Raw genomic sequence first — 22,827 nt, forward strand, 5'->3', positions numbered from 1 at the left:
CCCGCCGCGCCGCCGCCGGCTACCGCACCGCCGTGGCGGGCGGGTTCGCGTCGGTCGGCAGGTACCTGGCCCACCACCTCAGGATGTGGTCGAAACGCTGCCTGCGGTGCCACGGCGATCCCGACCTCGAGAGTTCGTGGGTCTCGCCCGGGAACACCAGCATCTCGGTCTCCACGCCCTGCTTCTTGAGCGCCGTGTAGTACCGCTGCGCCTGTTCGATGGGGCAGCGGAGGTCCTCCTCGGAGTGGATGACGAACGCGGGGGTCCTCACCTGCCCGATCTTCGCGAAGGGGTTCTGTGCCTCGACACGCGCCGGGTCCGTGCCGGTGTATGCCTCCGAAAAGAACCAGCCGATGTCGGAGGACCCGACGAACGACGGCGGATCCAGGTAGCCCCGCTCGACGATCGCCGCCTCGAAGCGGTGGTCGTGCGCGATCGTCCATGCCGTCAGGTACCCGCCGTACGATCCGCCCATCACACCGAGACGGGTGGCGTCCATGGCCCCGAAGTCGGCGAGCGCGCCGTCGAGGTACGCCAGGACGTCGTCGAGGTCCACGGTGCCCATGGCCTCCTTGATGACCCGCCCGTGGGCCTGGCCGTAGCCGGCGGCACCGCGGGGATTGCAGAGCAGCACCGCGTAGCCCGCGGCGGCGTAGACCTGGGCCTCGTCGAAGTAGCCCCAGCCGTACTGCGCGAACGGCCCGCCGTGGATGACGAGCAGCACCGGGTGCGGTCCCTCCCCTTCGGGCAGGACGACCCACCCGTGGACTGGCGTGCCGTCCGGCGCCGGGTAGGTGCGTTCCTGCAGCTCGCCCACCCTCGTGTCGGAGCGGAGGGCAGCGGAGAAGTCCGACAGCGGCCGCAACCCCGACGGCTCGACGACCGCGACGTCACCGGAGGTCGAGGGGTCCGTGTAGGAGACGACGACCGCCTGTCCGGACGCCGCGGCGCCCGTCACCACGGTGGGACCGGTGACCAGGATGGACGACTCCCCCGAAGCCGGGACGCGCAGCAGCTCGCCTCTGCCCTGCGCCCGGTTGAAGACGAGGACGGACTCCGGCCCGTCGGCGACGATCTCCTGGACGTCACCGAGGTCCACGGTCTCGGGATCGGTGAGTCGCCGGACGTCCTGTGGCTCGTCGGTCCGCAGGACGTACAGTGCGGTGTTCCGGGCCACGAAGTCCAGGCCCGACGGCGAGAGATCCGAGGCCAGGAAGAACAGCCAGGCACCGTCGGTGCTGGGCCGGGGAGCACCACAGCCGAGCCGGGTGCCACCGCCGTCGTTCGTCAGCCGTCGGTGGTCGCCCCCGTCGTGCGAGATCGAGTGGATGTCCGAGACGAGCGTGGTATCGGCCTCGGCCCCCAGCGCGGCGGTGAAGTAGATGCGGTGGCCGTCCGCCGAGAAGACCGGCTCGAGGTGGTCCGCGTCGGCCGTGGTCAGCTGGGTGGCCGACGGCACCGCGCCCTGCTCCTCGAGGGCGCCGGGTCCGTCGGCGTGCTCCTCCTTGAGCCGTCCGACAGCGGGGATGTAGGGCTCGGCGTCGAGATCCGGGACCGCCACGGTGAAGAGCTGTGAACGCTTGTCCGTGGTGTAGCCGAGCCCGTTCATCCGGTACTTGTACTGCGTGACGAGCCGCGGATCCTCGAGCCCCGCGCTGACGCCGTCCAGCGTCCCGTAGCGGCCGTGCTCGGGGACGCGCGCGGCGAAGACGACCGTCCGCGAGTCCGGGGAGACGTCGAAGTGGGCGACGCCCAACGGCTGGTCGGTGAGCTGGACGGGCTCCCCGCCGGACGCCCGTGCCGCGAACAGCTGGGGCTTCCCGCCCGGTGCCGCCCGCAGGAACAGGAGCAGTTCGCCATCGGGTGAGTAGCGGGGCGCGGTGTCGCGGAACCCGCGGGTCAGCCGGCGGCGCCCGCCGTCGAGCGTGACCTCCCACAGCTGGCCGACATAGGCGTCGGCGCGGAGGTCGGGGCGGGTCGCGGCGACGACGAGACGGGAACCGTCGGGGTGGAGTGTCGGGGTACCCGTGGTGGTCAGGAGTTCTATCTGGTCTGGTTTCACCCTCCGACTAGACCCGAAACAGTGGCCTGAGTCAACGGTGCGCAAGTACTTCTCCCTAGGATGGGAGGATGCCCGACCTCCCCGACCACCTCCTGCTCTGTCCGGTCTGCGGACAGCCGCTCGGACAGGCGGCCCGCGCGCTCGCGTGCGGCCACGGACACCGCTTCGACGCCGCCCGCCAGGGCTACTACAACCTGCTGACCGGGAAGGGGACGCCGTTCGAGGGCGACACCGCAGCGATGGTCGACGCGCGGGAGGAGTTCCTGGCGTCGGGCCACTACGCGCCCCTGCGGGAGGCGGTCGTGGCAGCCGCGCTCCGCCATGCCGCGCGGCCGGCGGTCGCGCTGGACGCCGGGGCCGGGACGGGCTACTACCTCGAGGGGCTCGCGGACGCCGCGCCGCACATGGTCCCCGTCGCGCTGGACATCTCGAAGGTCGCACTCCGCCGGGCGGCGCGCCGCCTGCCCGGTGGCATCAGCATCGTGTGGGATGTCTGGCGCCCGCTGCCGGTCGCGGACGGAGTGGTGGACGTCCTGCTCAACGTCTTCGCCCCGCGGAACGCGGACGAGTTCCTGAGGGTCCTCGCGCCGGGCGGCCGCGTCGTCGTCGTGACACCGCGACCCGGGCACCTGGCCGGCCTCGAAGCCGTGGGATCCCTCCTGTCCGTCCCTCCGCAGAAGGCGGACGACGTCCTCGCGGCCTTCGCCGGCGCGCTGGACGAGATTGCACGGCAGGACCTCGACTACGTCATGCACCTGCCGCGGGACCTGGCGCGGTCGGCCCTGACCATGGGGCCCGCGGCCCACCACGCGCCACCCGCCACCGCCGGGACCGCGGCCGGAGCCCCGGACGACCTCCTCGCGGTCGAGGCCCGTTTCACCGTCCAGGTGCTGTCGGCGCGGGGGCCGTCCCGATCCCCCGCGGACGGCACGGAAGGGTAACAACTCGCCCTGCAGGTCCGGCCGACCTAGGTTATGTCACACCCGTTTGCCAGAATGGACGCAAGCGCTGCCGACCGCGGCGCGGACACGAGGGGGATGCTCGATGGAATGGTTGCTCGCCAACGGCTGGGTCCTGTGGCTCGCCCTGTTCCTGGGGCTCGCCGCCGTGGAGACCCTCACGCTCGACCTGTTCTTCATCATGCTGTCCGTCGGCGCGCTGGCAGCCCTCGTGGCCACCGTGACCGGTGCGGGGTTCGTGCTGCAGATCGTGGTCTTCGCCGTCGTGTCGCTCCTCATGATCCTGCTCGTGCGGCCCGTGGCCGTCCGCCACCTGGAGAAGGGACCGGCAGACCAGCGGAACAACATCGACCGCCTCATCGGCGCCGCCGCCCTCGCCCTGGAACCCGTGACGGCCCACTCGGGCACGGTCAAGATCGGCGGTGACACGTGGACGGCCCGCTCCGCCGACGGTGTGGCGCTTCCCGCCGGCACCCGCCTCTCCGTCGCCAGGATCGACGGCGCCACCGCCGTCGTCGAACCGGTCGCCGACCGTCCCCTGCCTCCGGTCACCGAGGCATAGAGCGCTCCGCCCACGCCTTTTCCGCGTCCTGGCCGCACATCGGCCCCCGAGGGGCGCACCCACCACAACAAAGGGGATCCATGAACGGCACCGCCGGGACGATCGGACTCACTCTGGTCCTGATCGTCCTCATCATCTTCGTCCTGGTCGTACTCGTGAAGTCCGTCAGGATCATCCCGCAGGCGCGCGCAGGCGTCGTCGAACGGCTCGGCAAGTACCAGCGGACGCTGAACCCGGGACTGACCATCCTCATCCCGTTCGTCGACCGGCTGCTGCCGCTCCTCGACCTCCGCGAGCAGGTGGTGTCCTTCCCACCGCAGCCCGTGATCACCGAGGACAACCTGGTGGTGTCCATCGACACGGTCGTCTACTTCCAGGTGACCGACCCGCGCGCGGCGACCTACGAGATCGCCAACTACATCCAGGCCGTGGAGCAGCTCACGACGACCACCCTGCGCAACGTGGTGGGTGGACTCAACCTCGAGGAGGCCCTCACCTCACGGGACCAGATCAACGGTCAGCTCCGCGGAGTGCTCGACGAGGCGACCGGCCGCTGGGGTATCCGCGTCGGACGCGTGGAACTCAAGGCGATCGATCCGCCCCACTCCATCCAGGACTCGATGGAGAAGCAGATGCGCGCCGAACGTGACCGCCGAGCCGCGATCCTGACCGCGGAGGGTACCAAGCAGTCCCAGATCCTCACGGCGGAGGGCCAGCGCCAGGCCGCGATCCTCGCCGCCGAGGGTGACGCGAAGGCCGCGATCCTGCGCGCCGACGGCGAGGCACAGGCGATCCACAAGGTGTTCGACGCCATCCACAAGGGCAACCCGACGCAGAAGCTGCTCGCCTACCAGTACCTGCAGACACTGCCCAAGCTCGCGGACGGCTCGGCGAACAAGCTCTGGATCATCCCGAGCGAGGTCGGCGAGGCATTGAAGGGCATTGGCAACGTCCTCGGCACCACCACCCCGGACTCCCCCTCCGACGGCCCCGAGGCGGTCACGCGCACCTGAGCCACGACCGATCCCACCCGGAGCTCACCGGTGCCCGGAGGCCGGCTGTATACTTAGGTGTTTACCCCTCCCCCGGCAGGAACATCTGCGCGGTACGGAGTGTTATACGGACAGCTTCCCTTTCGCCCGACGGCGATCGCGGGTACCGGAGCCCGGGTAGGACTTCGGTGAGAAACAGCGGTAACGGCCGACCGGTAGACGGGAGGCCACGGTGACTAGGAGAGAATCATGAGCGATCGCAGCCTGCGCGGCATGCGCCTCGGTGCGCAGTCCATGGAAACGGAATCCGGCGTCGAGCCTGCTCCCCGTCAGCGGGTCGAGTACCGCTGCGAGGACGGCGAGCGGGTCTTCGTGACCTTCTCCTCGGAAGCGGACATCCCGGCCACCTGGGTCTCGAAGACCGGCAAGGAAGCCCTCCTCGTCGACGGGGAGAAGCCGGACACCTCGAACGACAAGCCCGTCCGCACCCACTGGGACATGCTCCTCGAGCGCCGGTCGGTCGAGGAGCTCGAGCAGATCCTCCAGGACCGGCTCACGATCCTGCGTGAGCGTCGCGGAGAGCGCCGCTCGGCGTAACCCGAGACAGCAAGGAAAAAGGCACCCGCCGCGGCGGGTGCCTTTTTCCTTGCTGTCAGGAACGCCCGGTCAGCGTGGCCCACCGGGCGGCGAGCCCCCAGCGGGTGACATTGGCGATGGCCTCGAACACGATGTTCCCGCTCATCTTGGATGCGCCGAGCTCGCGCTCCACGAAGGTGATGGGCACCTCGACGATGGTGAGGCCGGCGCGCGCCACCCGGAAGGTCATGTCCACCTGGAAGCCGTAGCCCACGGACTCGACGGCGGCGAGATCGAGGCTCTCCAGCGTCGACCGGCGGAAGGCCCGGAAGCCGGCGGTGATGTCGCGGACGGGCAGTCCGAGCATCAGGCGGGAGTACGTGCTGCCGCCACGCGAGAGGAGCTTGCGGTGGGCCGGCCAGTTGACAACGCTGCCACCGGCGACCCAGCGGCTGCCGATCACGAGGTCGGCCCGATCCACGGCATCGAGGAGGTCCTGCAGCTGCTCGGGTTTGTGGGAACCATCCGCGTCCATCTCCACGAGGACGTCGTAGTCCCGGTCCAGGCCCCACCGGAAACCGGCGATGTAGGCGGCACCGAGGCCCTCCTTGCCCTTCCGGTGCAGCACGTGCACCTGGGCGTCGGCGGCAGCGGCACGATCCGCCAGGTCACCCGTGCCGTCGGGGCTGTTGTCGTCCACGATGAGGACGTCGGATGCGGGGACGGCTGCCCGGAGGCGGGCGAGGGTCAGCGGGAGCGATTCGATCTCGTTGTAGGTGGGGATGATCGTGACGACTCGCACGCAGGTGGGCCTTTCCATCGGGACGCGCATCGCGCAGGGACCGACTCCGTACCGGAGCCAGTCTGCAAGTATAGGCGACCGTCGCGGCACGCCCGGAAAAGGAGAGGCCCGGCTCCCGGGTGGACGGGTCGGCAGATCCACGCATCTTCGTACCGATGCCGTCACGCATGGCGACACCGTTTTCTACTGATGCGTGGACCTGCCCTTGGAAGTGCCGGCTCCACCTGGAGGGGCAACACGCGCCATTGGAAAGGCCGATGCGTTGCGCTCGTAGAGGCCGGCCAGGTTTCCTCCCGTGGGAGTTCCTCCAACCCGTAGGGCAAAAGCTTACGTGCTGTGGAGGAGGTGTCAACAGCGCTCTGACCTGCGACGACAGGCCTTTGCGCAGGTCAGACGGCGGTCGTCGACGGGCCGCGGATTCGGGTGGTCCTACGCCGCCGCGAACTCCTCGGCGGCGAACAGACGGCGCCCGTCGTGCACGGTCTCCAGGCACGACGGCGCGTTCTCCGTGTCCAGTGCCGGCAACAGCGGGGTGCCCGCCCGGGGGTCCGTGCTCCAGGACTGGACGCGGTTGTCCGGTGTCTGCACCATGAGCTCGTCCACCTTCCAGACGGCGAAGGACGCCGGGGTGCCGGGCGCGAGCTGTCCCATCATGGTGCTGCGGCCCGAGAGGCGCCAGCCGGCCCTGGTGTGCGCGATGAACGCGGCGCGGGCGGAGATGTTCTCCGCGGCGGTGCTGTGCTGCAGGCAGGCACGCACGGACGCCCATGGATCGAGGGGTGTCACCGGGCTGTCCGATCCCAGCGCCACGAGCACGCCCGCGGACAGGAGGGAGGCGAACCGATTCATCCCGGTCCTGCGCTCCCCCAGCCGCTGGTCGTACAGTCCGCCCTCCCGGCCCCACAGCGCATCGAAGGCGGGTTGTCCGCTGACGGCGACGCCGTAGTGCACCAGCGCGGCGATCGCGGCATCGTCGGCGAGCTCCACGTGTTCCAGGCGGTGGCGTGAGCGGCGCACCGCCTCGACGCTGAGCTCGCGCGCGGTCGCCTCGAGGCCGCTCAGGACGACGTCGAGCCCGGCGTCGCCGATGACGTGGAATCCCGCCTGGACGGTCTCGGCGGTGGTCGCGAGCAGGTGGGCCGCGACGTCGTTCTCCGTCAGGTAGAGCGTGCCGCGGTTCGCCGGGTCGTCGCTGTACGGTTTGCGCAGGGCGGCCGTCCGCGACCCGATGGAACCGTCGACGTTGAGGTCGCCCGCCAGCCCCGCGAGGCGACCGCCGAAGCCCTGCATCAGCTCGCGCACCTCGTCCCGCGACGAGGCGCGTTGTGCCCAGTACGGGATGACCTCCGGGAGCGCGAGTTCGCCCTGCGCACCGTCGATCGAGAGCAGCACTTCGAGGTCCTCCCGCGGTGCGATGTGCGGAGCGGCCATCTCGGTGACCGCGACGTACCCCCGGGCGGCAGCGTGGCGCAGGGCGGCCTGCTGGTAGGTGCGGCGCTGCTCCGGGGCGAGGTTGCGCGTCGCCTGGCGGGCGGCTTCGTGTGCCGCGCGGACGACGAACCCGTCGTCCCACCCGTCGACCGCGGCGAGGCCGAGTGCCGCGGCGAGGCTCCCCGAGACGACGGCCGAGTGGATGTCGACCCTCACGAGGTAGACCAGGGCGCCGTGGCCCGCGCGGTCGAGCTCGGCGGCCGTCGGGACCCGCTTCTCCGGCCACTGGGATTCGTCCCAGCCGAAGCCGAGGATCGTGGACGCACCGGACCTCGCCGCAGCGGCGACCGCGCCGAGCAGGTCATCGAGGGAGCGGCAGGAGGCCAGATCGATCGAGCCGAGGGCGATGCCCGTCTCGGTGGTGTGCGTGTGGGCGTCGACGAACCCGGGCGTCACGAGTGCACCGTCGAGGTCCACGGTGCGCACGTCGGGGCCGGCGAGGTTCGCAGCGGCGTGCTCGGACCCGACCCAGGCCACCGTCGCCCCGTCGACGAGCATCGCGGTGGCGAAGGGATCAGCGGGGCTGTAGACGGACCCGTTGCGGTAGAGGACGGGCAGGGGGCGCTTCGAAGTCGGCATGGAGGTGCAGGAGGCTTTCTGTCGTCGGGTGTCCCGAACGGGGACTACTCACTGATGTTCGAGTATGCCACCACGCCACGACGGACCAGCCTGATCGCCCGCACGCAGGTCTGCTGCAGGCCGCCCGGCAGGTCCGGCACCTTGGCCAGCTGGTCCAGGAGGTCGATGACCTGCTTGGACCACCGCACGAAGTCCCCGGCCGCGAGTTCCGTGCCGCTCAGGGCCGCCTGGAGCGACCGGCCCTGCGCCCACTTGAACATCGGCCACACGAGTGAGAGTTCGGGTTCACCGGTCACGGGGAGCCGGTGCTGCTCCTCGACGTCGTTGAGCTGGGACCACTGGCGGATGATGGTCTCCACCGACCCCTCCAGGGACACGCTCGGCATCACGGGCCGGACGCCGCGCTCCTCGCGCTTGGCCTGGTAGACGAGGACCGTGGTGAGGGCCGCGAGTTCGGCGGCGTCGAGATCGGTGAAGGCGCCCTCCTCGACGCACAGCGCGATCAGCAGGTCCTTCTCGCCGTAGATCCGCCGGAGCTTCTGCCCGGAGGCGCTCACGAAGACGCCGTCGTCCGTGTACTCGAGGTAGCCGTAGTGTGCCAGGACCTCGGAGACGCGGTCGAACGTCTTGGCGATCGTGTTCGTGCGGCCCCGGATCTGCCCGCCCAGCTTGTCGGTCTCGCGGCGCAGCTTGAACCAGCGCTCGGCCCAGCGCGCGTGCTGTTCCCGTTCGCTGCAGCCATGGCAGGGGTGGGCGCGGAGCCGCCGCCGCAGATCGGTGATGGCACGTTCCTCCGCGGCCGCCGATGCCGAGTAGCCGCTCGCGACCCGGTCGGCACCCCGCCGCGGCGGCCGCTTCTCCTGCAGTGCGTTGCGGAGAGAGGACGTCAGATCGCGGCGGTCCTTCGGGCTGCGCGCGCTGAAGTGCTTGGGGATCCGGATGCGGGAGAGGACCTCCACGGGACCGTCGAGGTCCTGCACGCCGACGCGGCGGATCTGCGTCTCGAGCGTGAGGACGGTCGGCCGCGGCTCACGCGACGTGTCGCTGTCCAGGACCACGGCGTACCCCTGGCTCCGCCCTCCCGGGACGTCGATGACGTCACCGGGCCGGAGCGACTCCAGCGACGACTCCGCGGCCGAGCGCAGCGACCGCGACTTGTCCCGGGACGCGCGCGACTCGAGGTCGGACAGTTCGCGCCGGAGGTTCGCGTATTCACGGAAGTCGCCGAGATGGCACGTCATGGACTTCTCGTAGCCCTTGAGCGATTCCTCGCGGCTGCGCACCTGCTTGGCCAGGCCCACCACGGAGCGGTCCGCCTGGAACTGGGCGAAGGACGTCTCGAGGATCTCCCGGGACCGCTCCTGCCCGAACTGCGCCATGAGGTTGATGCTCATGTTGTACGTGGGCCGGAAGCTCGAGTTCAGGGGGTAGGTGCGACGCGAGGCGAGCCCCGCCACGGCACCGGGATTCGTGCCCGGCTGCCACAGCACGACGGCGTGGCCCTCGACGTCGATCCCGCGCCGGCCGGCCCGGCCGGTGAGCTGCGTGTACTCCCCCGCGGTGACGTTCACGTGGGCCTCGCCGTTGAACTTGTCGAGCTTCTCCAGCACGACGGTCCGTGCGGGCATGTTCACGCCGAGCGCGAGGGTCTCCGTCGCGAAGACCGCCTTCACGAGCCCGGCCGCGAACAGCCGCTCGACGATCTCCTTGAAGGTGGGCAGCATTCCCGCGTGGTGCGCCGTGAAGCCGCGGATGAGTCCCTCACGCCATGTCCAGAAGCCCAGGATCTCGAGGTCGTCGCGCGGGATGTCCATCGTGGCCTCGTCGATGGTCTCGCTGATCTCGTCGCGTTCGTCCTCGGTGGTAAGCCACAGCCCGGCGTGGAGGCACTGCGTGACGGCCGCTTCGCAGCCGGCCCTCGAGAAGATGAAGGTGATCGCCGGGAGCAGGTCGGCGCGGTCGAGGGCGCTGATGACCTGCGGGCGCGTCGCACGGCGGACGGCCGTCGTCCGCGGGGGGCCGCCCCGCCCGTTCCGCGGTCCTCCGCGGCGCCCGCCGCCCCAGTTGGCACGCTGGTTGAGGCGGATCTCGTTGCTGGCGAGTTCGAGCAGTTCCGGGTTCACGTCGTACTGGTCCCGTGCGCCGGCGTCGGTGCCGGCCGGCGCCGCCTCGTCGAAGGCGATGTCACCGGCGAAGAGGTCGATCAGGCTCTGGCCGACCATGACGTGCTGCCAGAGGGGAACCGGCCGGTGTTCGGAGACGACGACGTCGGTGTCGCCGCGGACGGTGTCCAGCCACGCGCCGAACTCCTCCGCGTTGGAGACGGTGGCACTGAGCGACACCAGCTTCACCTCGGTGGGCAGGTGGATGATCACTTCCTCCCACACCGCTCCCCTGAACCGGTCCGCGAGGTAGTGGACCTCGTCCATCACCACGTACCCGAGGTTGTCGAGGGCGTCCGAGTTGGCGTAGAGCATGTTGCGCAGCACCTCGGTGGTCATCACGATCACGTCGGCGTCCGCATTGATGCTCGTGTCACCGGTGAGCAGACCGACGCGGTCGTTGCCGTGCACGGCGGCGAGCTCGGAGTACTTCTGGTTGCTGAGCGCCTTGATCGGCGTGGTGTAGAACGCCTTCAGGCCGCGCTGCAGCGCCATGAACACCGCGAACTCGCCCACCACGGTCTTCCCGGCACCCGTGGGAGCGGCGACCAGCACACCCCGACCGGCCTCGAGGGCGGTACACGCCTCCCGCTGGAACGGGTCGAGGTCGAAGTCGAGGGTCTGCTCGAAATGGGACAGCTGCGTCCGTGAGTGTTCCGTGCGGGCCTTGGCTGCTGCGTATCTCTCCGCGGGGGTGCTCATGAAATCCACCCTAGACGTTCGGCTGGGGGCGGGCACGCGGTGTACGCGGTGAGCGATCCCGCGCCGGTCGTGCTTGCGGGACCGGCGCCGGCCGTGGGTCGGGTCAGAGCGCGTCGAGGGGGGTGGCGGTGTCGGCGGTGGCGTCCACGGCGGCTTCCCGGGCTGCGGTGCGGCGGGCCCGGCGCTTGTCGTTGAGCAGGCACAGGCCGATCGCGAGGAAGAACAGCAGCAGCAGGGGGACGGCGAGGTAGAACATGCTCAGGGCGTCCCCGCCGGGGGCGGCCATCGCCGCGAACAGGCACACCAGGAACACCGTGATACGCCAGGCCTTGAGGACCTGACGGCCCGAGACCAGGCCCACCATGTTCAGACCGACCAGGACCACCGGCAGGAGGAACGCGATGCCGAACGCCAGCATCAGCCGGAGCACGAACGTGAAGTACACGGAGACGCTGATGTAGTTCGAGAAGTCCTCCGGCGTGAACTCCGTCAGGACGCGCACCGCGTTGGGGAGGATCAGCCAGGCCAGGGCGATGCCGGCCAGGAACAGCGGGAACGCGACGGCGATGAATGCCAGCGCGATCCGCCGTTCCTTCGTCTTCAGCCCCGGCGTGATGAACGCCCAGAGCTGGTACAGCCAGACCGGGCTGGACAGGACGAGGCCCAGGAACACCGAGACCTGGATGAGCAGGTCGAACGGGGACGCGGCGCTGTCGAAATTCAGCGACGCCGTCCTGCCCTCCTGGCCGTTGATCGCGATGATCGGTGCGGCCAGCGCACGCAGCACGGGTTCGTAGACGAAGAATCCGGCCACGGTGCCGAGGATGACCGCGATCGCGGACTTGAACAGCCTGTTCCGGGCCTCTCGCAGGTGTTCCTTCAGGGCCATCCGGCCTTCCGGATTGGCCTTCCTGCGCTTGCGGACCTTGGCGGGTGACACAGGGAGGCCCTACTGGCTGGTGTGCGAGGAACCGCCCTGCTGGAACGGTCCCGCCTGCGACTGGCCGTCCCTGTGGCCGTCGGCGCCGCCGCCCGGGTGGTGCGGTACGGGACGCCCGGGGTGCTGTACAGGAGTCTCGTGGGAGGGGTTGTAGGTCTGCGTCCGGGGGGTGTCGACCACCCGGCCCTCCACGGGCTCCGTGCCGGTCTCGCCGGTGTTGTTCTCGTCCTTCATCTGCTTCACCTCGGACTTGAAGATCCGCAGCGACTGTCCGACGCTCCGGGCCAGTCCAGGCAGTTTCGGCGCGCCGAACAGCACGATCGCTAGAACGATGATGATGACGATGTGCCAGCCTTCGAGCCTCATGTCCGATTCCTCTCGTTGATCCCGCTCCAGTTTAGGTCACAGGTGGGGCATGTCCCGCAGGAGCTGCGGCTGCCGACGGTCCGAGCGCTTCCGGACGCGCCTGCTGCGGCGGTCTCCGGTGCGGCGGGTACGGGCGGCGTCGCGAGCCGCACGGACGTCGGCCGGCGCGGCGAACACCGCCGGCACCGGGATTCCGGGGACGCCCGCGTGTGGCACGGCGGCGCCGTCGTCGGTCGGGACGCCCACCGCGAGGCGGTCCATCGCCTCCCCGAATTCACCCAGAGTTCGCATTCCGCGCCGGAAGACGCGGAAGCCGACCACGACGAGGAAGATCACGCTGACGGCTACCAGCGCGACCCACAGGACGATCCACATCCACCAGAGCATGATGCCAGTCTAGGCCAGCGCCTGGTGCGCCCGGGCGGCCTCCAGCCAGCGGAGGGTCTCCTCGCGCAGCTCATCGGGGGCGACGACGGCGGCGGATCCACCGAGGCCCGCCACGAGCCCGGGAATCCAGGAACTGGACGCCACCTTCAGGCGTGCCGCCAGCCGGTCCTCGCCCAGCTCCTGCACGGCGTCCGCGTTGTACTGGGCTGCGATCCATCGCGCCCGCGGTTCCAGCACGAGTGTCACGGCCTGGTCGGTCTCCCCCGACCGGTAGGGCGCCGCCGCTCGCGGGTCCTGTGCGGAGGACTCCTCGTCCGTGGAGGACGTGGAGGACGTGGCGGGCTGGTCGGTCAGGGTGGCGCTCTGGATGCGGTCCAGGCGGAAGTTCCGCAGGCCGTCGGAGTCGACGCACCATGCCTCGAGGTACCACGTGTCCTGGTGCAGGAAGATCCGGATCGGCTCGAGCAGGCGGTGCGTGATCTCGTCACGTGTCGGCACGAAGTAGTCCACCTCCACCCGCACCCCGGAGTGCAGGGCCGCCTGCAGGACGTCGAGCGTCGGGTCGATGTCGTCCTCGGTGAGCTTGGTGGCGACGGCGGTGCCGATGTGCGCGGCGTCCCCGGCGGCAGCGGTCAGCTTGGTCTGGGCGCTGACGATGGCCTCGTTGTTCCTCATACCGGGGAGTTCGCGGAGGGCCTGGAGCCCCACGATCAGCGAGCAGGCCTCGTCCATGCTCAGCTTCACCGGCTCCGCGAGGTCGCGTGCGTTCGTCAGGTAGATGCGGCCGTCCTCGATGTTCACGTCCATGAGGCCGTCCGGGTAGTGCCGGGGACCGCTGACGAACAGCAGGTCGAGGTCCTTCGTCAGCTGGCCCTCCGTGATGTCGAACCTGCGCGCCGTCTCGCCCACCTCGGCCCCCGGATGCGCGAGGAGGTAGGGCACGAGGTCGAGCAGGCGCAGCAGGTGGTCCTGCGAGGAGGACTTCTTCCGGGGTGCGGGACGTGCGCCGGCGGTGATCTCGACGTCCCGGGGAGCCGTCCGGGCGGCCGTCAGCGCTCCTTCGAGGAGCCGGGCGACCTCCGTCGCCAGCTCCCGGGGCTCCTCCACCCTCGCGTTGGTCCCCAGCCCGGCGATCGTCGCCGCCATCGGACTCGATGCCGCGTAGGGCACGCGGAGGACGTCCCACTCCTCGCCCGTCTGCAGGACCTCGGCGTCCTTGCGCACGCGCAGCACCTGGCAGGAGCCGGGGCGGGCGGCGACGACGGCGGTGCGGTCCGGCTCGCTGCGTGACAGCGAGGACAGCGTGGCGTTCATGTCGAAGGACGCCGGCACGTCGAAGGTGCCCTTCAGGAGGACGGGTTCCCCCGTCATGCGGGACAGGCGGAAGAAGCGTTCGGCCTTGCGGGTGGTGTCGAACCCCACCACGTACCAGTGGCCGAACCGCGCGCCCATCCCCCACGGGTGTACCGTCCGCACCTCCTCACGGCCCGTACTGGCCGCGCGGTAGGGGAAGCGCAGGGGCGTGCGGGAGGTCAGGGCCTGCCACACGATGTCCCAGTAGGGCGCGTCGGTGGTGATGCGGGGCTGGATGAGGGGCGTGAGCTCGACCGCGCCGTCGGTGCTGCGCGAACTCAGCTTCCGCAGTGCCCGGGACGCCGCGGAGTCGAGCGACCCCTGGTCCCACACCCCGGCGGCCAGGTTGAGGACGGCGTATTCCTCCGGCTGGAAGGTGACCCCGCCGAGGCGGTAGTCCTCCGCGCTGATGCGGTACCGCTGCACGGTGTTGTCGTTGTCGAACAGGGCGTCCTCGCTGAAGGACTCGAGGGGGATGCCCTGTTCCCGGAGGGCTGCCTTGTCGCGGTCGAAGAGCTTCTCCCGTGCGGCCACCGACGTCGCCTCGCGGTAGAGGTCGATCTCGTCGAACAGTTCCTCCTTCGTGTACCCGCGTCGGCTCGAGAGGAGCATGATCACGAGGGTGAGGAGGCGTTCGGTACGTTTTGCGGACACGGTGAAACCCTATCTTCCCGGGAGAGGCAGGAGGGACGCAGGCCAACCGGTGGTGGCCTGCGTCCCTCCTGGACTGCGATGCCGGAGCTCCGTGCTCCGACGGATCCGGCTAGCGGACGGCGAGCAGGTCCACCACGAAGATGAGTGCTTCGTTCGGTCCGATCGCCGATCCGGCCCCACTGGCGCCGTAGGCGAGGTGGGAGGGGATCTCGAGCCGGCGGCGGCCGCCGACCTTCATCCCGAGGAGGCCCTGGTCCCAGCCCTGGATGACCTGGCCGACGCCGACCCGGAAGTCGAGCGGCGCGCCGCGGTTCCATGAGGCGTCGAACTCCTCGCCCGTGGAGAACGCGACACCCACGTAGTGGGTGGACACGGTGTTGCCGGGCTTCGCCTCGTCACCCTTGCCCTCGATGAGGTCCTCGATCACGAGGTCGGTGGGCACCTCGTGGGCGGGGAAGTCGATCTCCGGCTTCTGCCGGTCGAAATTGCGCTGTCCGAAGGACATGGGTTTCCTTTCCTGGGATTGTCGTCGGTGTGAAGGAGCGCCGGACTACTGCGCGGCTTCCTTGCTGACGATCTCGACGAAGAACACGAGCGTGCCGGATGGCTGACCCGCCTGTGCCGTGGGGTATGCCCACGGCTCGGGGATCACGAGCAGAACCTTCGACCCGACCTTCTGGCCGGCCAGGCCCTTGGTCCAGCCGGTGATGACCTGGTTCAGCGGGAAGGTCGCGGGCTCGCCGCGGTCGAAGCTGGAATCGAACTTCTCGCCGTCGGAGTAGGTCCAGCCGCTGTAGTTCGCCGTGATGCTGTCCGTCTCGGCGACGACCTCGCCGTCGCCCTCCTCGAGCACCTTCACGACGAGGTCGTCGGAGGGATCGTTCTCGGGGATGGTCACCTCGGGTGCGCCGTTGTCGGCGAACGTGAACGTGGGGAGCTTGCCCTCCTCGTCGAGCTTCTTGACGTCCTCGGGCGAGAGGACCTCGGGCTCCGGCGGGGGCTGCTCGGCCGAGATGACCTTGAGCACGATCAGCTGCTCCGGAGCGGCGGTCTCACCCTCGGCGGGCTCGGCGGAGGGACGGGTGTAGGCGACCTGCGCCCCGACCTTCGTCCCCACGAGGACCTCGTAGAGCTCGCTGTCCTGCTCCTTGAGCGAGTCGTCCACCGGCAGGACCTGCGGGTCCCCCTGGCTGTAGGTGTCGCCGAGGACCTCGCCGTCCGTGGCGTTGAGGGCGACGAGCTGGTAGCGGATCTGCTGCCCGGCCTCCACCGCGTCCCCTTCGCCTTCTTCGACGGTCCTGGCCGCGACCGCTGTGACGTCCAGCGGCGACTCGAACTCGACGGTCGGCGCCTCCTCGTCGGATCCTCCGCTCACCTTGACAGTGTCGAAGACCTCGGCGGCGCCGGCCGACTTCCCCGTCGTCGTACCGCCGCAGGCTGTCAGCAACAGCAGCAGCGGCAGGAGGATTGCTAGTACTTTTCGCACAGAACCACTTTCGGATTGGTGTCAGTTCAGGCCGCCCGTAGAACAAAGGGCCCTGACAAGCCTAACGGCTCATGGCGTGCGGTTTCTCCTGGGAACACCCTGTGCTGGTGGTTGCACGCGGCCCGCTGCACGCCCCGCAGCCGTCACAACTGCTGCAGGAGTGCTTCCACGCGGTCGTCCACGGAGGTGAACGGATCCTTGCAGAGGATGGTCTGCTGGGCCCGGTCGTTGAGCTTCAGGTGGACCCAGTCCACCGTGTAGTCGCGGTTCGCTTCCTTCGCCCGCCGGACGAACTCCCCACGCAGCCGCGCGCGCGTCGTCTGCGGCGGAAGGTCGACGGCCTCCTTGACGGCGGTGTCGTCCACGACCCGGGCCGCCTCCCCGTGCGCCTGCAGCAGGAAGAACAGACCCCGGGAACGCGAGATGTCGTGGTACGTGAGGTCGAGCTGGGCCGCCTTCGCGGAGTCGAGGTCCTCTCCGGACCGTGCGAGGTACCTGTCGATCAGCTTCTTCTTGATCGCCCAGTCCACCTCGGTGTCGATCCGGTCGGTCCTGCCGGTCTCGACGGCGTCGAGCACGCGCTCCCACAGGTCGAGGATGGCCGGGACATGGCGGTTGTGGGCGCCGTGCTGGTCCACGAACGCGGTCACCCGGGCGAGGTACTCGCGCTGCATCTCGAGCGCGGTCATGTGGCGCCCGTTGGCGAGCTTGAGGAGCTGCGTCCCGGTGAGGTCGTGCGAGATCTCCCGGATGCTCCGGATCGGGTTCTCCAGCCGGAAGTCCCGCATCATCTCCCCCGCCTCCACCATCCGCAGCAGCAGGTCCACGGACCCGACCTTGAGCAGCATGGTGGTCTCGGACATGTTCGAGTCGCCCGCGATCACGTGCAGGCGCCGGTAGTGCTCGGCGTCGGCGTGCGGCTCGTCCCGCGTGTTGATGATGGGCCGTGAGCGTGTGGTCGCGGACGAGATCCCTTCCCACAGGTGGTCGGCCCGCTGCGAGAACGCGTAGAGGGACCCCGTCTGCGTCTTGAGGACCTTGCCCGCGCCGACCAGCAGCTGCCGCGTCACGAGGAAGGGGATGAGGATGTCGGCGAGGCGTGAGAACTCGAGCTTGCGAGGGATGAGGTAGTTCTCGTGGCTGCCGTAGGAGTTGCCCGCGGAGTCGGTGTTGTTCTTGAAGAGGTAGATCCGCCCGTCGTACCCCTCCTGCGCGAGCTTGCGCTGGGCCTCCGAGACGAGGTCCTCGAGGATCAGCTCGCCCGCGCGGTCGTGAGCGATCAGCTGTGCGAGGTCGTCGCACTCGGCCGTCGCGTACTCCGGATGGGATCCGACGTCGAGGTAGAGGCGGGACCCGTTGGTGAGGAACACGTTGGAGGACCTGCCCCAGCTGACGACCTTCCGGAACAGGTACCGGGCGACCTCCTCGGGCGAGAGCGGGCGCGAGTTGGGCCCTGAGTAGGAGATGCCGAATTCCGTCTCGACCCCGAAGATGCGCCGGTCCATCATGTGTCCTGTTCGTACTGCAGGAGGTTCTCGAGCTCGGGTCCGCCGATGCGGCGGAAGGCGCGGCGGCTGCCGCGCAGGGTGTCGGGGTCACGTTCGAGGAACGCGACCTCGAGGAGCGAGGGGTCCAGTGCGGCGATTCCGGACGAACCGCCGTCGCTCCCGGTCTGCGCGGATGATCCGTCGTTCCGCAGGGCGCGGGCGGCGGCGCGGACCGCCTCGGGGAGGCTCAGCTCGGGCGACCAGGGACCTTCGAGGGCGTGGACGACGGCGTCGGCAGCACCGCCCATGACCACGAACCCGGTCTCGTCCGCGATGGATCCGTCGAACGTGAGGCGGTACAGGTGGTCCTCGTCCTGGCTACGGCCCACCTCGGCGACCACGAGCTCGACCTCGAACGGTTTGCTCTCCGCGGTGAAGACGGCGCCCAGGCTCTGCGCGTACACGCTGGCGAGCCCCCGGGCCGTGACGTCCTCGCGGGCGTAGGAGTAGCCGCGGACGTCGGCGTAGCGGACGCCGGCCTGCCGCAGGCTCTCGAACTCGTTGTACTTGCCGACGGCGGCGAAGGCGATGCGGTCGTAGATCTCCCCCAGCTTGTGGAGCGAGGGCGAGGGGTTCTCGGCGACCAGGGCGATGCCGTCGCGGCAGCTCATCACCACCACCGAGCGGCCGCGGCCGATCCCCTTGCGGGCGAAGTCCGCACGGTCCTTCATCAGCTGCTCGGGCGAGACGTAGAACTGCTGTGTCATGGCCTATGCCTCCCGGCCCGCCGAGGAGCGGGCCTCGATGATGGTGTGCGCCGCGGCCTCGAGCTCGCGCTCGGGGATGCGGCGCGCGCCGGTGCCGTCGACGACGTAGACCACGGGCCACAGGGCCCGCACGGTGTCCGGCCCGCCGGTCGCCGAGTCGTCGTCGGCTGCGTCGTAGAGGGCCTCGACGGCCACCCGCACAGCCGATGCCTCGTCCAGGCGCGGATTCCACAGCTTCTTGAGGGCGCCGCGGGCGAACACGGAGCCCGAGCCGACCGAGTGGTGCTCGTGCTCCTCGTAGCGGCCGCCGGTGACGTCGAAGGAGAAGAGCCGGCCCACGTGCCGCTCGGTGTCGAACCCGGCGAAGAGCGGCACCACCGCGAGGCCCTGCATGGCCATGGGGAGGTTCTGCCGCACCATCGCGGCGAGGCGGTTGGCCTTGCCGTCGAGGCTCATCATCGTCGCCTCGATCTTCTCGTAGTGTTCGAGTTCCACCTGGAACAGTCGGGTGAGGTCGAGGCCGATCCCCGCACTCCCGGCGATCCCCAGGACGGAGTACCGATCGGCCGGGAAGACCTTCTCGATGTGCCGGCTGGCGATGACGTTTCCCATCGTCGCGCGCCGGTCACCGGCCATCAGCACCCCGCCGGGGAAGGTCAGGGAGACGATCGTGGTCGCGTGGGGCGCGAGATGGGACGCGTCGGTCGAGGTCCCCGGGCCGAGCGTGCGGTTCGACGGCAGCAGGCCGGGATGGTGGGCGTTCAGGAAGTCGGCGAAGGACGTGGAGGCGGCCCGGGGCACCGCTGCTGCTGCATCGTCCGGGAGCATCCGCTACTGGCCGCCCTTCTGCACGAATCCGCGCACGAATTCCTCGGCGTTGGACTCGAGGACACCGTCGATCTCGTCGAGCAGGTCGTCGACACCCTGGGTCTGCGCGGAGTCCTGGGCGGCCGGCGCTGCCGGGGCGGGATCGGGGAGCTCCTCCTCCGATGCGGAGGACGTCCCACCGGTGTTGATGCGGTCCTGTGTCGCCATGACGGCCACCCTTTCCGTGTTCGTGATCAGGTTCCTATGGTGCCACGCGGCGGTCGGGGCCGCTCAACAATCGGGCGAGGAAATCCTGGGCGTCGGCTGCTGTATCGAACAACTCCTCGGTCAGTACCGCCGTGCCCCGGAGCGGCTCGCGTGTCTGCACGCGCTGCAGCCGCCGCTCCCCTGCCAGCTCGAAGATCAGCGAGTCCCAGCTCGCACCGACGACCTCCGCCGGATACTCGGAGATGCAGCGGCCGCGGAAGTAGGCCCTGGTGTCGCGCGGCGGCTCGACGGCTGCCCGCGCCACGTCCTCGGGGCGCACGAGCAGGTCGACGTCGCCCCGGCGCGCGAGCCGCTGGTAGATGCCCTTCTCCGGCCGCAGGTCCGCGTACTGCAGGTCGATGAGCGCGAGCCGCGGGTCCGTCCAGGCGAGTCCGTCCCGCGTGCGGTAGGCCTCGAGCACTTTCAGCTTCGCGATCCAGTCCACCTGCCGGGCCGCCGCAAGAGGTTCGCGGCGCAGGGTCGCCAGCAGTGCCTGCCAGCGTTCGACGACGTCGCGGGTCTGCTCGTCGGCGTCCTCCGGCACGGCGCGCGTCACCGCCTCGCAGTAGATCTCCTGAAGGTCGAGTCCGGAGACGCTGCGGCCGTCCGTCAACCGGACCGTGGCCGCCAGCGACGGGTCGTGACTGATGGTACGCAGTGCCTGCACGGGGTCCTCGAGGGTGGGGACCGGCGCCAGGCCCTGCTCCACCAGCGCCAGGACGAGGGAGGTGGTGCCCAGCTTGAGGTAGTTGGACACCTCGTTCAGGTTGGCGTCACCGATGATCACGTGCAGCCGGCGGTACTTCTCGGCGACGGCGTGCGGCTCGTCGCGCGTGTTGATGATGGGACGCCGGACAGTGGTCTCCAGGCCGATCTCGTTCTCGAAGAAGTCGGCACGCTGGCTGATCTGGAATCCGGGTTCCTGGTTCAGCGGGCCGATGCCCACGCGGCCGGCGCCGCAGATGACCTGCCGTGAGACGAAGAAGGGCAGGAGCGCTTCAGCGAGCTTCGAGAACGGCACGCTCCGGGGAACGAGGTAGTTCTCGTGCGAGCCGTACGAGACGCTCTTGTTGTCCGTGTTGTTCTTGTAGAGGATGACGGGCGAGAAGCCGGGGGTGGAGCCGATCCGGGTCATGGCGGCCGCGGCGACGTGGTCCCCCGCCCGGTCCCACAGGACGGCGTCCAGCGGATTGGTCACCTCGGGCGAGGAGTACTCGGGGTGCGCGTGGTCCACGTAGAGCCTCGCACCGTTGTTCAGCACGAGGTTCATCAGCACCGCCGCCTCGGCCGGCTCCCCCCGTTCGAGGGCTATCTGTTCCGCGCTGAGTTCCGCGGGTTCGTCGGTCAGCTGGCTGGGATGAGCGGCGGCCCGATCCATCCGGAACCCGCGGGCGTCCGTCAGCGGTGTCTCGTCCGTATAGTCCCAGCGGGTGCCCGCGAGGTTGCCGAGCCCCTCCCTCAGGGTCGCCGCGTAGGCGTTGACCACCTGCGAGGACAGGAGCGTGGGATTCGCCGAGGGAAGGGCGGGCGCGATGATGCCGTACTCGGTCTCCGTCCCCATGACACGGTGGACGGAGACCCCCTTGCCCACGGCCGGCAGCGCATCCGTCCCACCGGTCCGTCGTCCACCCGTTTCGATCACAGATACTGGCCCGTGTTCGCCGTCGTCTCGATCGACTTGCCCGGCTCCTGCCCGGCCTTCCCCTGGACGATCGTCCGGATGTAGGTGATGCGCTCGCCCTTCTTGCCCGAGATGCGTGCCCAGTCGTCCGGGTTCGTGGTGTTCGGCATGTCCTCGTGCTCGCGGAACTCGTCGACCACGGCCCGCATGAGGTGCTCGATGCGCAGGCCCTTGCTGCCGTCGAGGAGGAGGTCCTTGATGGCGTACTTCTTGGCGCGGTCCACCACGTTCTGGATCACCGCACCGGAGTTGAAGTCCTTGAAGTAGAGCATCTCCGTGTCCCCGTTGGCGTAGGTCACCTCGAGGTACTCGTTCGACTTGTCCGTCGAGTACATCTGCTCGACGGTCCGGCGGATCATCTCTGAGATCGTGGTCTGCGGGTCGTTGCCGTTCTCCGCGAGGTCGTCGGCATGCAGGGGCAGGTCGGCGGTGATGTACTTCGCGAAGATCTCGGCGGCGCCCTCGGCGTCGGGCCGCTGGATCTTGATCTTCACATCAAGCCGGCCCGGCCGCAGGATGGCCGGATCGATCATGTCCTCACGGTTCGAGGCGCCGATGACGATCACGTTCTCCAGCTTCTCGACACCGTCGATCTCGCTCAGCAGCTGCGGCACGATGGTGGTCTCGACGTCGGAGGAGACGCCGGTGCCGCGCGTGCGGAACAGCGAGTCCATCTCGTCGAAGAACACGACGACTGGACTGCCGTCCGACGCCTTCTCGCGGGCACGCGCGAAGATCAGCCGGATGTGGCGCTCGGTCTCCCCGACGTACTTGTCCAGCAGCTCGGGGCCCTTGATGTTCAGGAAGTAGCTGCGGATCTGTTCGAGGCCTGCGCGCTCCGCGGCACGTGCCGCGAGGGAATTCGCGACGGCCTTCGCGATGAGCGTCTTGCCGCACCCGGGAGGGCCGTAGAGGAGGATCCCCTTGGGCGGCTTGAGGCCGTGTTCGCGGTAGAGGTCGGGGTGGAGGAACGGCAGTTCCACGGCGTCGCGGATCTGCTCGATCTGCGGACCCAGTCCGCCGATGTCCCCGTACGCGATGTCGGGCACCTCCTCGAGCACGAGATTCTCCACCTCGCTCCGGGGCACCTTCTCCAGGCCGTAGCCGGACTTCGTGTCGACGGCCAGCGCATCGCCGACCCGGATCCTCTCGGCCTGCAGCGGCCCGCTGAGGCGGATGACGCGCTCGTCGTCCGTCCGCCCGACGACGAGGGCACGATCGGCTCCCAGGAGTTCCTTGACGGTCACGATCTCCCCGGCCCGCTCGAAGCCGAGGGCCGCGACGATGGTCAGCGATTCGTTGAGCAACACCTCCTGGCCGGGCGTGAGCTGCCGCACGCTGATGAGCGGGCTGACGGTGACGCGGAGCTTCCGCCCCGACTGGAGGATGTCAGCGGTGTCCTGCACCGTCGCCTCGGTGGTGGTCCCCGGCTCTGCCGGCCGCTTCGGGTTGACCTGCATGACCGTCGCGAAGCTGAAAGGCGCTGCACCCTCCTTCTCGAGGGCGGCCTTGAGCCGGACGATCTCGGTGCGGGCCGATTCCAGGGCGCTGACGAGCTTGCCGTTGTTCTGGGTCGCGGAGGCCAGCTGCCGGTCGATGTGGCGCAGCCGGTCCCGCAGGATGTTGAGCTGACGCTGGGCCACGGCGGTGTCGGCGGGAGGCGGGGTGATACCGCGCGCGTCGGCGGCGGGAGCGCTGTCTTCGGAGTCCGTCATTTCGGTTCGCCACCTCGTGTTCGACCTTCG

At 69.5% G+C, this 22,827-nt stretch carries 20 protein-coding genes; 4 read left to right on the forward strand and 16 right to left on the reverse strand.

Going from position 1 to position 22,827, the window contains the following annotated elements; translation table 11 throughout:
• Positions 1-19: 19 nt before the first annotated feature.
• Positions 20-2,062, reverse strand: a complete 2,043-nt coding sequence (locus tag ACX80L_RS16335; RefSeq protein WP_459291053.1) for a S9 family peptidase — start codon at positions 2,060-2,062, stop codon at positions 20-22.
• Positions 2,063-2,130: 68 nt separating this feature from the next.
• Between ACX80L_RS16335 and ACX80L_RS16340 the strand changes: the two genes are divergently transcribed.
• The 4 genes from ACX80L_RS16340 (at position 2,131) to ACX80L_RS16355 (ending at position 5,172) form a co-directional block, all read left to right on the forward strand.
• The gene (locus ACX80L_RS16340) at positions 2,131-3,003 is read left to right on the forward strand and encodes a putative RNA methyltransferase (RefSeq protein WP_459291055.1); all 873 of its coding nucleotides are present in this window, start codon (positions 2,131-2,133) and stop codon (positions 3,001-3,003) included.
• Positions 3,004-3,106: 103 nt separating this feature from the next.
• A complete protein-coding gene (locus tag ACX80L_RS16345) occupies positions 3,107-3,583 on the forward strand; it encodes an NfeD family protein (RefSeq protein ID WP_133083114.1) in 477 nt (158 codons plus the stop codon).
• An 80-nt stretch (positions 3,584-3,663) separates the two neighbouring features.
• Positions 3,664-4,596, forward strand: a complete 933-nt coding sequence (locus ACX80L_RS16350; protein ID WP_133083113.1) for an SPFH domain-containing protein — start codon at positions 3,664-3,666, stop codon at positions 4,594-4,596.
• Positions 4,597-4,824: 228 nt separating this feature from the next.
• The gene (locus ACX80L_RS16355) at positions 4,825-5,172 is read left to right on the forward strand and encodes an RNA polymerase-binding protein RbpA (protein ID WP_043445375.1); all 348 of its coding nucleotides are present in this window, start codon (positions 4,825-4,827) and stop codon (positions 5,170-5,172) included.
• 55 nt (positions 5,173-5,227) lie between these two features.
• Here the strand turns inward: ACX80L_RS16355 and ACX80L_RS16360 are convergent, their stop codons facing one another.
• From ACX80L_RS16360 to arc, 15 genes are all read right to left on the reverse strand, one after another.
• Complete coding sequence (locus ACX80L_RS16360; RefSeq protein ID WP_459268301.1) at positions 5,228-5,953, reverse strand: polyprenol monophosphomannose synthase; 726 nt, start codon at positions 5,951-5,953, stop codon at positions 5,228-5,230.
• A gap of 429 nt (positions 5,954-6,382) precedes the next feature.
• Complete coding sequence (locus tag ACX80L_RS16365; protein WP_459291058.1) at positions 6,383-8,023, reverse strand: amidohydrolase; 1,641 nt, start codon at positions 8,021-8,023, stop codon at positions 6,383-6,385.
• Between the two features lie 44 nt (positions 8,024-8,067).
• Positions 8,068-10,887, reverse strand: a complete 2,820-nt coding sequence (locus ACX80L_RS16370; RefSeq protein WP_459291060.1) for a DEAD/DEAH box helicase — start codon at positions 10,885-10,887, stop codon at positions 8,068-8,070.
• A gap of 103 nt (positions 10,888-10,990) precedes the next feature.
• Positions 10,991-11,776 carry a twin-arginine translocase subunit TatC gene (tatC, locus tag ACX80L_RS16375; RefSeq protein WP_133083126.1) on the reverse strand — a complete coding sequence of 262 codons (786 nt, stop codon included), beginning with the start codon at positions 11,774-11,776 and terminating at the stop codon, positions 10,991-10,993.
• Positions 11,777-11,836: 60 nt separating this feature from the next.
• The gene (gene tatA, locus ACX80L_RS16380) at positions 11,837-12,193 is read right to left on the reverse strand and encodes a Sec-independent protein translocase subunit TatA (RefSeq protein WP_459291062.1); all 357 of its coding nucleotides are present in this window, start codon (positions 12,191-12,193) and stop codon (positions 11,837-11,839) included.
• Between the two features lie 36 nt (positions 12,194-12,229).
• Positions 12,230-12,580, reverse strand: coding sequence for a hypothetical protein (locus ACX80L_RS16385; protein ID WP_459268298.1), 351 nt, complete (start codon positions 12,578-12,580; stop codon positions 12,230-12,232).
• Between the two features lie 9 nt (positions 12,581-12,589).
• A complete protein-coding gene (locus tag ACX80L_RS16390) occupies positions 12,590-14,587 on the reverse strand; it encodes a helix-turn-helix transcriptional regulator (RefSeq protein ID WP_459291064.1) in 1,998 nt (665 codons plus the stop codon).
• Between the two features lie 109 nt (positions 14,588-14,696).
• A complete protein-coding gene (locus ACX80L_RS16395; protein ID WP_133083106.1) occupies positions 14,697-15,092 on the reverse strand; it encodes an FKBP-type peptidyl-prolyl cis-trans isomerase in 396 nt (131 codons plus the stop codon).
• Positions 15,093-15,137: 45 nt separating this feature from the next.
• On the reverse strand, positions 15,138-16,073 hold the full coding sequence (locus ACX80L_RS16400; RefSeq protein WP_133083105.1) for an FKBP-type peptidyl-prolyl cis-trans isomerase: 936 nt from the start codon (positions 16,071-16,073) through the stop codon (positions 15,138-15,140).
• A 143-nt stretch (positions 16,074-16,216) separates the two neighbouring features.
• Positions 16,217-17,578: a Pup--protein ligase gene (gene pafA / locus ACX80L_RS16405; RefSeq protein WP_133083104.1), complete on the reverse strand. Its 1,362-nt coding sequence runs from the start codon at positions 17,576-17,578 to the stop codon at positions 16,217-16,219.
• Positions 17,578-18,327 (reverse strand): proteasome subunit alpha, encoded by a 750-nt coding sequence (prcA, locus tag ACX80L_RS16410; RefSeq protein ID WP_133083103.1) that lies wholly within the window; start codon positions 18,325-18,327, stop codon positions 17,578-17,580. The genes pafA and prcA overlap by 1 nt, the downstream gene beginning before the upstream one ends.
• A 3-nt stretch (positions 18,328-18,330) precedes the next feature.
• Entirely contained in the window at positions 18,331-19,155 is an 825-nt protein-coding gene (gene prcB / locus ACX80L_RS16415) for a proteasome subunit beta (protein WP_133083102.1), read from the reverse strand.
• A 3-nt stretch (positions 19,156-19,158) separates the two neighbouring features.
• Positions 19,159-19,362: a ubiquitin-like protein Pup gene (locus ACX80L_RS16420; RefSeq protein ID WP_133083101.1), complete on the reverse strand. Its 204-nt coding sequence runs from the start codon at positions 19,360-19,362 to the stop codon at positions 19,159-19,161.
• 34 nt (positions 19,363-19,396) lie between these two features.
• On the reverse strand, positions 19,397-20,962 hold the full coding sequence (dop, locus tag ACX80L_RS16425) for a depupylase/deamidase Dop (RefSeq protein ID WP_133083125.1): 1,566 nt from the start codon (positions 20,960-20,962) through the stop codon (positions 19,397-19,399).
• Between the two features lie 77 nt (positions 20,963-21,039).
• A complete protein-coding gene (arc, locus tag ACX80L_RS16430) occupies positions 21,040-22,797 on the reverse strand; it encodes a proteasome ATPase (protein ID WP_208741154.1) in 1,758 nt (585 codons plus the stop codon).
• Positions 22,798-22,827 lie beyond the last annotated feature (30 nt).

Source organism: Arthrobacter sp. MDT1-48-3 (assembly GCF_054511015.1).

Coding starts and splice junctions, on each gene's coding strand:
- ACX80L_RS16340 (WP_459291055.1), top strand. CDS start 2,131: ATGCCCGACCTCCCCGACCACCTCCTGCTCTGTCCGGTCTGCGGACAG.
- ACX80L_RS16345 (WP_133083114.1), top strand. CDS start 3,107: ATGGAATGGTTGCTCGCCAACGGCTGGGTCCTGTGGCTCGCCCTGTTC.
- ACX80L_RS16350 (WP_133083113.1), top strand. CDS start 3,664: ATGAACGGCACCGCCGGGACGATCGGACTCACTCTGGTCCTGATCGTC.
- ACX80L_RS16355 (WP_043445375.1), top strand. CDS start 4,825: ATGAGCGATCGCAGCCTGCGCGGCATGCGCCTCGGTGCGCAGTCCATG.
- ACX80L_RS16365 (WP_459291058.1), bottom strand. CDS start 8,023: ATGCCGACTTCGAAGCGCCCCCTGCCCGTCCTCTACCGCAACGGGTCC.
- ACX80L_RS16370 (WP_459291060.1), bottom strand. CDS start 10,887: ATGAGCACCCCCGCGGAGAGATACGCAGCAGCCAAGGCCCGCACGGAA.
- tatC (WP_133083126.1), bottom strand. CDS start 11,776: ATGGCCCTGAAGGAACACCTGCGAGAGGCCCGGAACAGGCTGTTCAAG.
- tatA (WP_459291062.1), bottom strand. CDS start 12,193: ATGAGGCTCGAAGGCTGGCACATCGTCATCATCATCGTTCTAGCGATC.
- ACX80L_RS16385 (WP_459268298.1), bottom strand. CDS start 12,580: ATGCTCTGGTGGATGTGGATCGTCCTGTGGGTCGCGCTGGTAGCCGTC.
- ACX80L_RS16395 (WP_133083106.1), bottom strand. CDS start 15,092: ATGTCCTTCGGACAGCGCAATTTCGACCGGCAGAAGCCGGAGATCGAC.
- pafA (WP_133083104.1), bottom strand. CDS start 17,578: ATGGACCGGCGCATCTTCGGGGTCGAGACGGAATTCGGCATCTCCTAC.
- prcA (WP_133083103.1), bottom strand. CDS start 18,327: ATGACACAGCAGTTCTACGTCTCGCCCGAGCAGCTGATGAAGGACCGT.
- prcB (WP_133083102.1), bottom strand. CDS start 19,155: ATGCTCCCGGACGATGCAGCAGCAGCGGTGCCCCGGGCCGCCTCCACG.
- ACX80L_RS16420 (WP_133083101.1), bottom strand. CDS start 19,362: ATGGCGACACAGGACCGCATCAACACCGGTGGGACGTCCTCCGCATCG.
- dop (WP_133083125.1), bottom strand. CDS start 20,962: ATGGGGACGGAGACCGAGTACGGCATCATCGCGCCCGCCCTTCCCTCG.
- arc (WP_208741154.1), bottom strand. CDS start 22,797: ATGACGGACTCCGAAGACAGCGCTCCCGCCGCCGACGCGCGCGGTATC.